Annotated in this window: 11 protein-coding genes; 3 read left to right on the top strand and 8 right to left on the bottom strand. The window is 35.2% G+C overall.

The genetic code is table 11. From position 1 onward, the window contains the following. Positions 1 to 141: 141 nt before the first annotated feature. On the top strand, positions 142 to 330 hold the full coding sequence (locus RV14_RS06855; RefSeq protein WP_071855551.1) for a YjzD family protein: 189 nt from the start codon (positions 142 to 144) through the stop codon (positions 328 to 330). 126 nt (positions 331 to 456) lie between these two features. Here RV14_RS06855 and RV14_RS06850 read toward each other — a convergent pair whose 3' ends face one another. Further along, the gene (locus tag RV14_RS06850; RefSeq protein WP_071855550.1) at positions 457 to 1,653 is read right to left on the bottom strand and encodes a multidrug efflux MFS transporter; all 1,197 of its coding nucleotides are present in this window, start codon (positions 1,651 to 1,653) and stop codon (positions 457 to 459) included. Between the two features lie 241 nt (positions 1,654 to 1,894). Continuing rightward, positions 1,895 to 3,331: an NCS2 family permease gene (locus RV14_RS06845; RefSeq protein WP_071855549.1), complete on the bottom strand. Its 1,437-nt coding sequence runs from the start codon at positions 3,329 to 3,331 to the stop codon at positions 1,895 to 1,897. Between the two features lie 293 nt (positions 3,332 to 3,624). On the opposite strand from RV14_RS06845, the gene RV14_RS06840 reads away from it, so the two are divergent. Next, positions 3,625 to 4,434, top strand: coding sequence for a Cof-type HAD-IIB family hydrolase (locus RV14_RS06840; protein ID WP_342714718.1), 810 nt, complete (start codon positions 3,625 to 3,627; stop codon positions 4,432 to 4,434). Between the two features lie 225 nt (positions 4,435 to 4,659). On the opposite strand, the gene RV14_RS06835 is transcribed toward RV14_RS06840, so the two are convergent. From RV14_RS06835 to RV14_RS06815, 4 genes are all read right to left on the bottom strand, one after another. After that, positions 4,660 to 6,813, bottom strand: a complete 2,154-nt coding sequence (locus RV14_RS06835) for a peptidoglycan D,D-transpeptidase FtsI family protein (protein ID WP_071855548.1) — start codon at positions 6,811 to 6,813, stop codon at positions 4,660 to 4,662. A gap of 478 nt (positions 6,814 to 7,291) precedes the next feature. Continuing rightward, positions 7,292 to 9,226, bottom strand: a complete 1,935-nt coding sequence (thrS, locus tag RV14_RS06830) for a threonine--tRNA ligase (protein WP_071855547.1) — start codon at positions 9,224 to 9,226, stop codon at positions 7,292 to 7,294. Positions 9,227 to 9,552: 326 nt separating this feature from the next. After that, complete coding sequence (locus RV14_RS06820) at positions 9,553 to 9,732, bottom strand: 2-hydroxymuconate tautomerase (RefSeq protein WP_071855545.1); 180 nt, start codon at positions 9,730 to 9,732, stop codon at positions 9,553 to 9,555. A 91-nt stretch (positions 9,733 to 9,823) separates the two neighbouring features. After that, positions 9,824 to 11,602: a heavy metal translocating P-type ATPase gene (locus RV14_RS06815; RefSeq protein ID WP_071855544.1), complete on the bottom strand. Its 1,779-nt coding sequence runs from the start codon at positions 11,600 to 11,602 to the stop codon at positions 9,824 to 9,826. Between the two features lie 195 nt (positions 11,603 to 11,797). Here RV14_RS06815 and helD point away from each other — a divergent pair, with 195 nt between their 5' ends. Continuing rightward, complete coding sequence (helD, locus tag RV14_RS06810; RefSeq protein WP_071855543.1) at positions 11,798 to 14,077, top strand: RNA polymerase recycling motor HelD; 2,280 nt, start codon at positions 11,798 to 11,800, stop codon at positions 14,075 to 14,077. Between the two features lie 59 nt (positions 14,078 to 14,136). On the opposite strand, the gene RV14_RS06805 is transcribed toward helD, so the two are convergent. Further along, the gene (locus tag RV14_RS06805) at positions 14,137 to 14,775 is read right to left on the bottom strand and encodes a hypothetical protein (protein WP_071855542.1); all 639 of its coding nucleotides are present in this window, start codon (positions 14,773 to 14,775) and stop codon (positions 14,137 to 14,139) included. Positions 14,776 to 15,106: 331 nt separating this feature from the next. Further along, positions 15,107 to 15,826 carry a YebC/PmpR family DNA-binding transcriptional regulator gene (locus tag RV14_RS06800; RefSeq protein WP_071855541.1) on the bottom strand — a complete coding sequence of 240 codons (720 nt, stop codon included), beginning with the start codon at positions 15,824 to 15,826 and terminating at the stop codon, positions 15,107 to 15,109. Between the last annotated feature and the right edge of the window lie 115 nt (positions 15,827 to 15,941).

Here is a 15,941-nt window from a genome sequence, read left to right as displayed (position 1 = left end):
TTGCTCAATAGCTCATTTGTTTTCTCTTTTATTGATTCTACCATATTGAATAAGTAAACATAAAACTTGTTTTTTTACAACCAGTTTTCTTTACATTCAGAAAAAATCTGGTAAACTAATCGTAGAAAAGAGGTGTTCTTTATGCGATATATCGTAACATTATTTTGGTCATTTGTTTTAGGACAAGTCGTGGGTTACATTGGCGGTGCTCTTACAAGTGGCGCGTATGATTTCACTTTAACAACGGTTATTTCATTAATTGCAGGCGTTATGGTTATTTTAGTTGGGGCAGTGGCAGCACCTAGAAAAGACGCCTCTGCACATTCCTAAAAATCAATTGAGGGTGAGACAGCGTCTCATCCTTTTTTTGTCTTTTGATCGACTGTAACTTGCTGTTTCTATAAAACTAAAAATTTAAGATGAGAGATTTAGTCAAGTACCTATTAACGAAGCAAATTATAAACGTTGTTGAAGTAATTTTCTGAAGTTAAACAAGGATAAAAGAATGTTTGATAATACAAATAGACTCGTCGCAATAAATACAGCACGATAATTAAACGCATGTGCCACAGTTGATCCAATCATTGGTCCAAATACTTGTCCAAAATTACTACACATTTGGTTGTAACTGTACACACGACTTACCCCTTCTGACGGCGTGATTTTACTAATAATCGTATTGATGGAAGGCATCAATGCACCCGTTGAAAAACCGAGAATAAATCGTAAAACACCTAACTGTAAAGGTGTAGCAATAAACGCCATTGGTAAATAGCAACAAAAGGATAAAACCAATCCTGCAAGTAATACTTTTTGATTGCCAATTTGGTCTCCTAACTTTCCTAGTTTAGGTGATGAAAAAACCGCCGATATCCCAGAGATAGAAACTATTAATCCGCTCACAAATAAAAGGTTTTCAGAATCTTTGCTTAATTCTCTAATATAGAGCGTTAAAATAGGACTAATGGTTGTAATCCCTATTTGCAAAATTAAAGTAGTAATAAATAATCCAATCAAAATAGGCAAATGCTCCACTTTTGAAAAGATTTCTTTCGTACTGATCATATCATTTTTTTCTACTGAATGAAAATCTTCTTTGACTAAAAAAATCGTTAGAAGTGTAGTAATTAGCAGTAATGTTCCTGTAATTAAGAAAACATTTTCCATTCCAAACCACTGAGCCAGTGCTCCCCCCATCGAAGGTCCAACTAAACTACCAGCAATTGCACCCGTGGACAAAGTGCCTAAAGCCCAACCATTTTTTTCTTTAGGAGCTTGAAAGGCAATCATTGCTGTTGCATTGGGTATATACCCCGATAAAATTCCATTCAAAAAGCGCATCATAAGCAGCCAATATGCATTAGGAACAAAAGCCAAAGAGCCCATCGTCACTGTCATTCCCGCAGCAGCTCGAATCATCATTAGTTTACGTCCTTTACGATCCGCTAAATTTCCCCAGATAGGCGCAACGATAGCCGAAGCAAAGGCAGTGACCGAAATAGCTAGTCCTGAAAATAGTTCTACTTGATTACTTGGTGTACCTAATTGTTCTACATAAACAGGAATAAATGGCATGACTAAACTAAAGCTGGCTCCAGTAAAAAAGCAACCAATCCAAGCAACAAATAAGTTTTTCTTCCATTGTATCTGCATTTGTCCCTCTCTTCTCCTTCTTTTTACCTCTTATTTTTGAATCATACCCTTTCATTTATATCTCTTTAAAATAAAAATAGCGCTTCGTTCCTTTCAACATACAATTCTTTTCTATCACTTACTTCCTATCTTAACAGTGAATATCTTTTGTTACAAAAAAACACTCTCAATGATTGAGTAAAAACCATTGAGAGCAAAAAACGCATGACACAATTAGATGATAAAACCAATAAAAGTTCTTTTACATTATCGCCAATATAACAAAATTAAGAATAAATAAAATAACTACAGTCCATAATGGAATAGAAATTTCTTTTGCTTTTCCATTAATTAATTTTACAATAGTGTAAAAAATGAAACCAGCGGCGATACCATATGAAATACTATAGCACAATCCCATAAAAATTGAAGCAAAGAATGCCGGTAACGCTTCTTCTAAATCTAACCAATTGATATCAGCAAATGATGCCATCATCATTACCCCAACTAAAATCAACGCAGGAGCAGTAGCTTGGGTCGGTACAATAGAAATCAACGGTGAAAACAAGCTGCTTAAAGCAAACAAAATAGCTACAACAACCGAAGTCAATCCCGTACGTCCACCAGCACCGATACCTGCTGCTGATTCAACGTAAGTTGTTGTATTTGACGTTCCAAAGATTGCACCGATAGAAGTAGCAATTGCATCAGCAAAAAGTGCTTTATCCATTTTTGTTTTGAGCCCTTTACCATCTTCTAATGCTTCTTCATCTTCTTTTGAAAAAATACCCGTACGGCGTCCCGTTCCAATGAAAGTACCGATTGTATCAAAAGTATCAGACAAACTAAAAGCAATGATCGTCATGATTACTTGTGGAATTTTAGAAGAATCACTAAATAACGACTGCATTCCTTCCGTACCAAAAGCAGCTCCAAAAGTCGTACCCAATTCTTTAAACGAACTCCCTAATGAATTGGCCTTCCAGTCAATCGCATTTAAATCCACTACCCCCATCAAAATACCTAAAACCGTCGTACCAACGATCCCAATTAGCATTGCTCCACGAACATTTTTCACAACCAAAATAGCCGTAAGAATTAAACCAATCACTGCTAATAAAATCGGTGCATTATTAAAATTCGCTAAAGCTGGAACAATTCCGCCATTAGTGGTAACATTAGTAGCCTTGCTGCCTTCTACAACAGAACTTGTGATTGCCCCTTGATCGGCAGAAAACGATAAAAAACCTGCATTTTTGATCCCAACATAAGCTACAAAAATCCCGATACCGCCACCAATCGCATGCTGCAAACTTTCTGGAATCGAATGAATGATTAATTTTCGTATTTTTGTAACAGTAATAAAAATGTTAATCATCCCACAAATAAATACCATCGCTAAGGCTTGTTGCCAAGAATAACCTAAACCAAAGACAACTGTAAACGTAAAAAACGCATTTAACCCCATGCCGGGAGCTTGAGCATATGGCACATTTGCAAATAGTCCCATCACTAAAGTACCAATGATTGAAGCGATAATTGTAGCTAAAAATACTGCTTGAAAAGGCATACCTGATTCAGATAAAATTGTAGGATTCACAAATAAAATGTAGCTCATCGCAAAAAAAGTCGTGACTCCTGCCATCATTTCTGTTGGTACATTTGTATTATTTTTCTTTAACTGGAAAAACTTTTCCATAAAAAAATTCCACTCCCTGATTTTTTATGACATAAATAATAAAGCTAACTGTTTTCTATCCCATCGAACAATTAAAAATTATAATTTGATTTCATTCGTTTTTCAAGAAAAATATAAAAAAAAGAAAGAAAAAATTAGTTAACGTTCGGCTTTTTAGTAAAAATTAAAAAAAGTGAATGAATGCGTTTTTCTTATTGTAAATGCCTTTCATTTCTTCTATTCATTTACATCTTGTTTATTAAGAGAAATATGCTAGACTGAAACAAATACCAGCTTTGAAAGGAATGACATTTTTGAATAAAAAGCTAATTGCAATTGATCTTGATGGAACCACTTTAAACCAAAAGTCACTCATTACTTTAAAAACAGAAGAGACATTAAAAAAAGCTATCCGTGCTGGACATCATGTCAGTATTGCGACAGGGCGTCCTTTTAGAATGAGCTATCACTTTTATCGACAACTAGGATTAACGACACCGATGGTCAATTTTAATGGCGCGTTAGTTCACATTCCTAACCAGTACTGGGCTCATGAAAAAGAAACACTGATCGACAAACAAATTGTTTTTGATATTCTAGCTCAAAAGCGCCAATTGAATTTAGATTTTATTGCGGCAGAAAATCGTGAGACCTATTTTATTGATAGTTTCGATTCCTTCGATAAAAAAATATTTGCCGCAACAAACCCTAGTCCTCAAAATTTATTATCTCCCAAGAATCTTACTACTAATCCTACTTCTTTACTTGTACGAACAAATAAACAAGATGCTGAACAAGTTTCAAAAGAATTGATACGTCAATTTGGTCGCTTTGTTGATGTGCGTACTTGGGGTGGACCGATGGCCATTTTAGAAATTGTATCAAAAGGAATTGAAAAAGCAAAGGGCGTCCGGCGTATTGCAAATTACCTAAACATTGACCAAAAAGATGTGATTGCCTTTGGAGACGAACATAACGACTTGGAACTATTAGACTACGCAGGATGGGGCGTAGCGATGAAAAATGGTACTGAACAATTAAAAAGTATAGCAAATGATGTAACTGAACACACCAATCAAGAAGACGGACTCGCCACGTACTTAGAAGACTTGCTTGCTTTATAACAAAGATAAAAAATGTTTGCCTTTGAAACGGTAATAACCTTTCAGAGACAAACATTTTTCATTATTCATTATTCTTAAAAACTTTCTTCAAATTCTTACCTTGACTCTTAAGTCAAACATCTTTATAAGCAATGTTCAATCATTGTTTCAGTAAAATTAAGTCGAATTTCCTATTTTATAGATTCTTCCTTCATTTTTAAAGCAACAAAACATTCAATTAACCTTTTATTTCGTCATAAACATGTCATAATAAGCATCCATTATTTCTTTTGCAATAGTTAAATTCATATGATCTTGTTCATCTAATAAATTAGGTAAAACTACACTAATCGCAATTTCTGGGTTATCAGTAGGTCCATATGCCACAATATTGCTGTTGACTGTTGTAATATCTGGATGCCCTTCAGCAATTGTTTCGGCGGTACCCGTTTTAGCCGATAAATCCATTTTCGCACTAGCCAATGTTTTAGCCGTCGTATAGGGATCTGTTCCATGGACAACTTGATGGAAGCCTTCGCGAAGAATCGCCATCTCTTCAGCAGAAATATCTACATTATTTTCTACTTTTGTTTCAATTTCTTTTTTTACTTCACCAAGATTTCCGTTTGCGTCATTGCCATAAATAGTTTTCACTAAATGAGGTTGGATTCTCTTTCCACCATTTGCTACAGTAGAAGCATACTGTGCTAATTGGATAGGCGTATACGTATCAAACTGACCAAAAGCTAAGTCAGTAAAATTCCCCGACGTATACCATTGATTACCATTAGCTGCGTTGAACTTTTTCATAAAATCAACCGAACGAGCAATCCCCGGTGATTCATTAGGCAAATCAATCCCCGTAGTTACTCCAAGACCAAACTGGTTGAACGCTTTACGCAATTCTTGGTAAGCCTTTGATTCTTCATCTAAGGAAGGAAGTCCCATATTGTACGTGTAATCTAAGCCCAACATCTTCAAAGCAACTTTAATCATGTAAGTATTTGATGACAACTCCAATGCTTTGACCGCATTAATTGCTATTTGCCCACTTCGATTAAATACGGAGCTTTTTTCTGAAGAGCCTTGTAATTTGATTGGCTCATCTATTAACACTTGATTTCCTGAAATCGCATGTGTTTGCCAACCAGCCGTCAACGTTCCAGCTTTGACTACCGATCCCGGTGTAAAAGCGCTGGTAATAGTTCCTAAAGCATTTTCCGTTAATTCTTTTGATCCTTCTTTATGTGTGAAACCCGTCATCGCCAATATCTCGCCTGTTTTAGGATTCATCGCCACCACATAGGCCCCCGGTGAATAAGTGGCTTTTCCACTGTTAATTAGCTTTTGATAATTCGTTTTTAAAATATTTTCTACTTTCGATTGAAAATCAGCATTTAAAGATAACATGAGGTTCGAACCTTTTTCACCAGCAAAAATTTCTTTTTGATTGGTCACATTCCCATCTCGATCTAATGTTACCTCATATTGGGTTTTCGTTCCTTGCAAAACTTCTTCATATTGTTTTTCAAGATAACTTTGACCGACACGATCATTGCGAGAATATCCTTTTGCTAAATATTCATCGACTTGATCCGCAGGAAGTCCTTGCTTTTCCGTTGTGACACTCCCTAAAATGCTTTTGATCGAATCAGCCGCATGATACTGACGTGTCCAATCCGTTCCGGTTGATACACCCGGCAACTCAGAAGCACGTTCTGCCACTACAGCTAATTCTCGATCAGTTACTCCAGTATTTTTAATAAATACTGTATTCAATTCATATGCACTATTCATCCGCTTAAAAATCGTTGCAATTTTTAATTGCTCTTCATTAAATTTGATAGCATCAGCAGGCACTTTATCTACCATCGCTTTGTACTGCTCACTAGTGTCAAGTTGTTTTTCTTTTGATGTTAGACGGTCGGTCACTTCTTTTAAATGTTTCGGATCAGCAAGCCAGAAATCTTTTTTATCGCGTGTAGTTAAATTCTCATCAACCGGAACATCAACTAATTTATTTAATTTTGTTGCTATCTCAAGTAAATCCTTTGCAGTCATCTTCGTTCCTCTTGTAAACGTAATCGCCTGATTGGCTTGATTCGTCACTAATGCTTTCCCAGTTGCATCATAAATCATCCCGCGAGGTGAACTTGTTTGAATGGTCAACGTGGATGATGATTTTACTTTTGCTTCCATTTCTTCGCCATTAACAATTTGTAAATAACCTAATCGAGCAATTAATGCTACAAATAGTGTAAATATAATGAAAAAAAGAAAATTTAAACGAAAAGGCACGTGAGAACGCCGAAAAGTTTTACTTTTTGGCTCCTGTGCTCCTTTTTTCAATTTGTCTATCCATGAATTATTCCATATCTTTTTCATAAAATTTCTCATCATTCCTATCTTGTTAACATCTTAAGCATTATTCTACCTAAATTTCTTAAATTTAAAAAGAGAAAACGTGGATCAGTAAGAAAATCTTTAACTAATGTCAAAATAAATTTTTGTTTCACATCACTAAATTGTGACACAAATAAGAAGAACATTAAAGCAAGAAAAATAAAATTTTCTATTTGTTTTCCTCCTTTTAAATTGTGAAACACAACGATAGTTATTTTACCTGTGGAAAACCTTTTTTATTTCAATAAAAAAACAACTTTATAAAAACAATACATACTTATTTAGATATATAGTTATCTCACTTAATGACTTTAGTTGGGACAACTATTGCCGTTAAATAAAAGAGAGACTGCACTTCATAATTTAGGTAAACACAAGAAAAAACTAGCCTGAAATTGATCTTACACATCAAAATTAGACTAGTTTTCTTTTTAAAAGATTTCTCGGCTAATGATTCTTTGGTAAAAAATCAACCTTAGCGACTATAATTTTGTACTTCTGAAACAATAGCATCCACAAAAATATTTAAATCTTCTATAGTTGTTTCTTTACTACCATACCGACGAATATTGACAGTAGCATCCGCTACCTCTTTATCTCCAACAACTAATTGGTAAGGAATTTTTTGTGTTTGAGAAGCACGAATTTTATAGCCCATTTTTTCATTGCGATCATCTACTTCAACACGCAATCCTTTCATTTGCAAACGTTCTTTGATTTCATAAGCATAGTCGCTATGAGCATCCACAGAAACTGGAATAATCGTTACTTGAACCGGTGCTAACCAAGTTGGAAAAGCGCCTTTATAAACTTCTGTTAAGTAAGCCACAAAACGTTCCATCGTTGAAACAATTCCGCGATGTATAACAACCGGTCGGTGGTTGTTTTCTCCATCTTCTCCAACGTAAGTTAGATCAAAACGTTCCGGTAACAAAAAGTCTAATTGGATGGTTGACAACGTCTCTTCTGCTCCAAGAGCCGTTTTGACTTGTACATCTAGTTTTGGACCGTAAAATGCTGCCTCGCCTTCTGCTTCAAAGTAATCAAGGTTTAATTCATCCATCGCAGCTTTTAACATCACTTGCGCTTTTTCCCACATTGCATCATCATCGAAATACTTATCTGTGTTATTAGGATCACGATAACTTAAACGGAAACGATAATCTGTAATATTAAAGTCAGCGTATACTGCCACCATTAATTCAAGCGTACGCTTAAATTCATCTTTTATTTGATCCGGTCGTACAAAAGTATGACCATCATTTAATGTCATTTCACGAACTCGCTGCAAGCCAGATAAAGCTCCCGATTTTTCATAGCGGTGCATCATGCCAAGTTCAGCAATCCGAATAGGTAATTCTCGGTAAGAACGGATAGCATTTTTATAAACCATCATGTGGTGTGGACAGTTCATGGGACGAAGAACAAGCATTTCACCGTCTCCCATATCCATAGGCGGAAACATATCTTCTTGATAATGATCCCAATGACCGGAAGTTTTATACAATTCGACATCTCCCATAATCGGCGTATAAACATGTTGATAACCTAAACTAATTTCTTTGTCAACGATATAGCGTTCAATTGTTCGACGAATTGTTGCCCCTTTTGGTAACCAAAATGGTAACCCTGAACCAACTTGTGGTGAAACCATAAACAGTTCAAGTTCTTTTCCTAACTTGCGATGATCTCTTTCCCTTGCTTCTTCACGCAAACAGATAAATTCTTTCAACTCTTTTTTATCAAAAAACGCTGTACCGTAAACACGTTGCATCATTTGATTATTCGAATTTCCACGCCAATAAGCACCTGCTACTGATAGCAATTTAAAAACTTGAATTCGTCCAGTAGAAGGAACATGTGGTCCACGACATAAATCAATGAATTCTCCTTGTTGGTAAGCTGTAATCACTTCAGATTCTGGCAATTCACGAATCAATTCTACTTTATAAGGATCACTTGCAAAAATCTCTAATGCTTCTTTTTTAGAAAGCACTCGTCGCTCAATCGGTAAATTTTCTTTAACGATTTTCATCATTTCAGCTTCAACTGCTGGCAAATCTTCTGCACTAATTTGATTTTCTCCATTATCTGTATCATAGTAAAATCCTGATTCAATGGCAGGCCCTACACCAAAATGAATAGTCGGATACAACCGCCTCATTGCTTGAGCCATTAGATGTGCAGCAGAGTGACGCACTAACCCTAATGCTTCCTCGTGATCTGATGTAACAATCTCAATTGTTGCATCTTCTTGAATCCCACGATTTAAATCAATTAGCTGGCCATTCACTTTACCAGCCAAAGCTTTTTTAGCTAAACTTTTTGAAATACTTTCAGCGATCTCAGCAGTTGTAATCCCCGCCACAAATTCTTTAACTGCGCCATCTGGAAAAGTAATTTTTATCATAATGAATTTCCTCCTTTTGATTTTTGATTGAATGAGCGAACATGAATAAAAAAATCCTAGCACCTCACAAAGAGATACTAGGACGAAAAATTCGTGGTTCCACCTAATTTCAAACGTCAAAAACGTTCCTTAAGCGTTGTAACGGTTCGACCGCCTTCGTTTCAACAAAGGTTTCAAAAGTGGTCCTCCTTTGGTTTTCTTCTAGAAAAGTTTCAGCCTCGCTTTTCCTCTCTTATCGAAGACTCTCAAATTCAGCTGTCTTTCTCATCAATCAACTATGTGTTTATTTAACCACTAATAATAAGAAAAATCAAGTAGGAAAAAAGCTATTTTTTCCATTCACCATTTACCCCATACGTTCCTTTTTTCATTTCATTGATAATAACATGGATATGTTCCTTTGGTGCTTGCGTATTTTTATGAACGGCTTCAGTAATATCCTTCATCATATTTTCTAATTGTTCAAGGCTTCGACCTTCCATTAGTTCTACATGTACAAATGGCATAATTTTATCTCCTTTTACCTTTTCATTCGTTTGATCATACCGCAAAAAGAATTAAGAAGCAAGAAATTTTCTTTTTGAGGCAAATGTTTGCTTATCTTTTTGCTCGCAATGCACTTAAAATTGAAACCGTATCAACTACTTCTTGAAGAACCGCTCCAAATAAAGCAGGAATCACACCAGTACTTGCAATTAACATTAAAAATATACAAATAAAAATACCAATTAAAACTGATTGTTTTGCAACTTTCATTGTATCTTTTGAAATAGCTACTGCATCAGCAACTTTTGTCAAATCATCTTTCAACACCACGGCATCTGCACTTTCACTAGCAGCAGTTGACCCATGAGCTCCCATTGCAATACCAACATCTGCAATAGCAAGAGCAGGTGCATCATTGACGCCATCTCCTACCATTGTAACCGGACGAGCCTTTTGAGGAATACGTTCAAGAATACTAAGCTTATCTTGCGGTAAACAGCGAGCGTGAACAGAAGTTAATCCCACCTCATTGGCGATTGATTCAGCAATTGCTGGACCATCTCCTGTAATCATCATTAAGTCAGTAACTCCCGTCTCTTTCAACTGTTGAATCGTTTCCTTTGCCTCTAAGCGAAGAGCATCAGAAAACAAAATTGTTCCTGAAAATTGTCCATCAATAGCCACATAAATCACCGTTTTTGACGATTTAATCTCATCAGTGCCAATAAAAGAAGCTCTTCCTACTTTCACTACATGTCCATTTACTTGTGCTTGTATTCCTTGCCCAGTGACTTCTTTTAATTCATTCACCGGTAGCAATTTATCCTTGTCAACCTTATTTAACAACGAGCGAGCTAAAATATGACTTGATTCTTGTTCTGCACTTGCAGCATAACACAATAAGGTTTCCGCGGTTTGTTGCTTTGTCGGACAAATTTGTACGACTTCAAGAACTCCCTTCGTAATTGTGCCAGTCTTATCAAAAGCCACCGTTTTTGTTCGCGCCAATTTTTCAAGAGCCGTACCTGTTTTTATGACAATTCCATTTTTACTTGAACGATTCATACCCGCCACTAGAGCAATCGGTGCCGCCAAAATTAACGGACAAGGCGAAGCCACAACAAGAACTTCTGCAAAACGTAAAGGGTCTTTGGTAACCCACCAAGAAATTCCACCAATTAAGTAAGCAATAAGTGTGAATGGAACAGCATAACGATCAGCCAACCGAACAAAATGAGCCGGTTTTTCTTTTGATTCTTCTACTAGTTTAATAATTAACTGATACTGACTATCAACAGCTTTTTTTTCGACAAGCATTTGAATGGACGTATCCCCGTTTATCGAACCAGACATCACTACATCGCCGGGTTTTTTCAAAATAAGTTTCGCCTCTCCTGTTAAAGACGATTCATCAAATTGCGACTCCCCTTTAAACACTTTTCCATCTACTGGAATTAGTTCTCCCGGTTTTACAATAAGCAAGTCATTAATTTCAACGTCCTCAACTGCAATATCTTTAAGTTGATTATTTTCTAATTTATGTGCAATACGAGGCGTATTATCTAATAAGCTTTGCAATTCTTTGCTTGCTTTCTTATTCGCATAATCTTCCAAGCTATCTCCACCTGTTAACATAACTAAAATCATCAAACTTGCCCAATATTCTTTAACAGCCAATGTGGCAATAATGGCAGTAATCGCTAAAATATCTACGCCATATTTACCCGAGCGCAGTGTTTTAACCATTTCAATAAACATGAAGCCAGCTAAAGTTCCTCCTGTTGCTGCAATAATAATAAATGCAAACATTGGTTGGTCAAAAATGAACTCACAGATTAATGCTGTTGCTCCTATGATAATAGTGATTAAAAATTTTTTAAAATGTGTCATTTTTGTTCACTCCCCTATAAAATAAGCATACCTTCCCATAACAAAAATAAAAAATATTTGCACTTAAATGAAAACAACTATCACTCTCACTGTTCTTTGATTGTAAAAATTCATGAATAAACAACAATACCTTTTTTTCACAATATGTGCTATACTTTTGATTCGTTATTTATGGCGGAAGGAGTACGACACGTAATGAACGAAAGACAATTTGAACAACAACACGTGGATGAAACCATTCATTTGATCCAACTAGAACAAAAACTGCTAGCTACCAAACAAAAAAAACTCACACAAACAACGCAAAAAACTACTAAGGACACCGCTAATCATAAGATTAGAGGTGGTTCAAATGAGGCTTTTTATGAATCAGTTGTTGAATATCATCAACATGAACAAGAACTATCCTTAAAATATCACACACTTGACTCCCAACGAAAACGTCTGCAAACATTAACAGTAATGAAGAATAACCCTTATTTTGCACGAATTGATTTTAAAGAAGAAATGGAAAAAGAAACCCTTTATTTAGGAATCGCCTCTTTAAGAGATTTATCTGAAGAAACTATTATTATTGACTGGCGTGCACCCATTGCTAATCTTTACTACGAAGGTGAAATTGGTTCGGCCTTTTATGAAACAGACACACAAAAAATAACAGTCGACCTTTTATTAAAACGTCAGTTTAAAATCCTCGATGGAAAAATCATTTCTATGGTTGACACTTCTGAAGTAATTAATGACGATTTTTTATTAGAAATTTTAGATGATGCCTCAAGTGCCCATATGAAAAATATTGTATCTACAATCCAAAAAGCTCAAAATGCAATTATTCGTGATACAACTAGCAAAGTCATGTTAATTGAAGGAATTGCCGGCAGCGGAAAAACCTCTGCTTTGCTACAGCGTATAGCCTTTTTACTTTACCATAATCGAAAATGGCTAGAAGCTGAAAACGTCTTACTCTTTTCACCCAATCATCTTTTTTCTGATTATATTTCAACAGTTTTACCTTCATTAGGAGAAAGCGGCGTTCCTACTCAAACATTTAAAAGCTACTTAGCACAATTGTTACCCAAATTTACTATACTTGAAGAACAACAACAAGAAACTGGTTTTTTATCTGGAGAAAAAGACCCCATTCACATTTTTAAAAGTGGTTTGCAAGTGATCAACCACATTCATTCTTATATTGATAAGATTACGGATTTTGGTCCTTTATTTAAAGAAATGAAAAGTAATGGACACATCGTCTTATCAAAAGAATCCATTCGCAAATGGTACCAAGAAACAAATAAATTACTTCCTTTACATCAACGACTCTCACTTTTACAAACAAAATTATTAAAAAAACTAGGTGGACTGCAAAAAGACGAACTACGACAAAACTGGGTCAAAGAACAAGTAGAAGAACAGCTTCAAGAATTATATGCAGCAAATCCTAATCTTGAATACACAGAACAAAAAGAACAATCTTTACGTAAAAAACTAGCAAAACAAATTGTGAAAAAAAGATTCCGTCAAATCCATCAAGGAATTCTTAACTACCAATTTGTTAATCTTACAAAACAATACCTTCATTTTTTGCAAACTGTTCCAACAAAGATTTTATCTGAAAATAACATTAGCTCATCCTTTTGGAAAAATCATTTGTCTTTAATAAAAAAAAACCTGCGTCAACGAGAACTTCGTCAAAAAGACGCCGTTTTCTTTTTCTTATTGATGCGGCGAATTTATCCAGTTTTCGTTAAACAAAAAGCGCGTTATATTTTTGTTGATGAAATGCAAGACTTCTCTCCTGCACAAGTTGCTCTTTTACAAGCCGTTTATCCAAACGCAAATTTGACTTTTTGCGGCGATTTAAATCAAAACGTCTTTGGCAATGAAACAATTATTAATTCTTTAGATTGGCTCTTTAAAGACCAAGAAGTCACCCACTTCCAGCTTACAACTAGTTATCGTTCGACTAAAGAAATCACTGATTTTGCCAATTATTTTCTCTCACAGAAAAATCCAGTCAAAACTACTGCTCGAAAAGGTGAACTTCCTTTGATCGTCAAAGGAAATTCCTTAAAAAGTAAATTAACATGGCTCAGTAAGACGTTAGATACAACACAAGAAAAAACTCGCTATTGGCGTACAGCTATTATTGGAAAAACACAAGCAGAATGTGAAAAATTATATAGCCAATTCCCCGAACACTTAAAAAAATGTACACAATTGATTACAAATGAAACAGATTTTATGAAACAACAAATTGTTCTATTACCTGCCTTTTTAGCAAAAGGATTAGAATTTGATCAAGTTTTCTTGTGGAACATCACAGCAGGCAATTTTTCTACAGATCAAGATAAATTAATCCTTTATACTATGTGTACACGTGCCATGCACAAATTAGTTCTACTTACTTGTGAAAACGACAGCCACTTGCTGCACTCTTTAGATTCTTCATTCTATAAGAAAATTGACTTATAAAACACTTAAGCTCAGATGGTAGAAAACTTGTATCTTTTTCTACCATCTGAGCTAACCTTTTAAACAAATGATTCAGTAGCTGGATATTTTAATTTTACTAAAGAAACGATCATCCGAAGTTCCTCGATGTTTTCAGGATATTCAGGATCAAAAACTTTACTATGACGACCAATTCCTCCATTATCAATTAAACGATAAATACGATTCCATTCAATAAATTGTTCCACCGATTGAAAATTACTGATTGGGTACCCACCACTATCAAGAATTTCTGATACACGAAAAGCCAAATAAGCACTATCAATCACTTTCGTTTTTTTTGTATCATATTTTTCATTTTTTTCAATCAAAATTTTTGCTGGTTGATGTTTTAAGCTCCATTCTAATAAACGAAAGAAAGCTTCCATTCGATAATTTTCTTCAAATAATCGAAATGTTGAATCTGAACGTCGAAAAAGCAGAGGAATCAAATAATTTCTCTTATAAATCAGCATAGGCGCCCGATCCACCATACATTCTAGATAGCGATTGAGGTAACCCGACCCTACATAATTTCCTAAACGATAACCTTCTATACCATAATGTGCATATTTTTGAGCTAATTTTGAACAGTCGGTGATATTTACGGCTAATTCTTCAATCTTTTGGTAACCGCTTAAGATTCGTTCAAAAGGTTCTAAACTAATTTTTGTTTCCATAATTTCCCTCGCCTACATCCCACATGACTATGTATTACTCTTTCCAAATAATACGTCTACTTCAATAATAACACAGGTGGAAAAATAATAAAAAATAAATCCTACGAAAAACTGAAATTTGAATATCAGAACAATTGGCGAATTTGAAGCAAAATCACCCCCGCCTCTTTAAAAGTCGAGAAGCAATCTTCTTCAAAAATAAACCGGCCACACAACAAGTTAACGAGTCAAATTTATTATTGACAACTTATTGTTTGAACTTAAGCACTGTTGCTACAAAAAAAGCAAAAACAGAAGCTTCTTAGACAACTCCTGCTTTTGCTTTTTTCAATTAATCTTCTAAAGCGACATTATGGAAAACATGTTGAACGTCTTCTAAATCTTCTAACGCATCAATCATTTTTTCAAACGTCTCTTGATCTTCTGATGAAAGTGTCACTTCATTTTGTGGGATCATTTGAATCTCGGCTATTGAAAATTCCGTAATTCCTTTTTCTTTTAATGCTTCTTGGATACTGTGAAAATCAGCTACTTCTCCATAAACGATAATTTGACCATCTTCTTGCATGACGTCACGCACGTCAATATCTTTTTCCATTAAGTATTCAAGAATTTCATCTGCATCTTCTCCAGCAAAACCGAAAATCGCCGTGTTATCGAACATATAAGAAACAGCTCCAGAAACCCCCATATTTCCACCATTTTTTCCAAAAGCCGCACGTACATCAGCAGCTGTTCGATTAACATTGTTTGTTAGGGTATCCACAATGACCATTGAACCATTTGGTCCAAAACCTTCATAGCGTAGTTCAGAGTATGTTTCGTCTCCTGTTCCTTTAGCTTTTTCAATCGCACGATCAATAATATGTTTAGGTACGTTATAAGTTTTAGCGCGTTCAATGACGAAACGTAATTTTTGATTCGCATGTGGATCTGGATCACCTGATTTTGCTGCTGCATAGATTTCAATCCCAAATTTTGCATAAACTCGGCTATTATTAGCATCTTTTGCTGTTTTTTTAGCTACGATATTTGCCCATTTACGTCCCATATTCTCACTTCGCTTTCTAATTTAATCATTTATTTTTAATGGTAATGATAGTTAAACACAAAAACATCCTGTTTCATTATACTTGTGAATGTTGATTCTGTGAAGTATTTTTTCC

The organism is Enterococcus ratti (assembly GCF_001886195.1).
Lineage (GTDB): Bacteria > Bacillota > Bacilli > Lactobacillales > Enterococcaceae > Enterococcus_B > Enterococcus_B ratti.
This window is presented reverse-complemented; position numbering and strand designations above follow the sequence as displayed.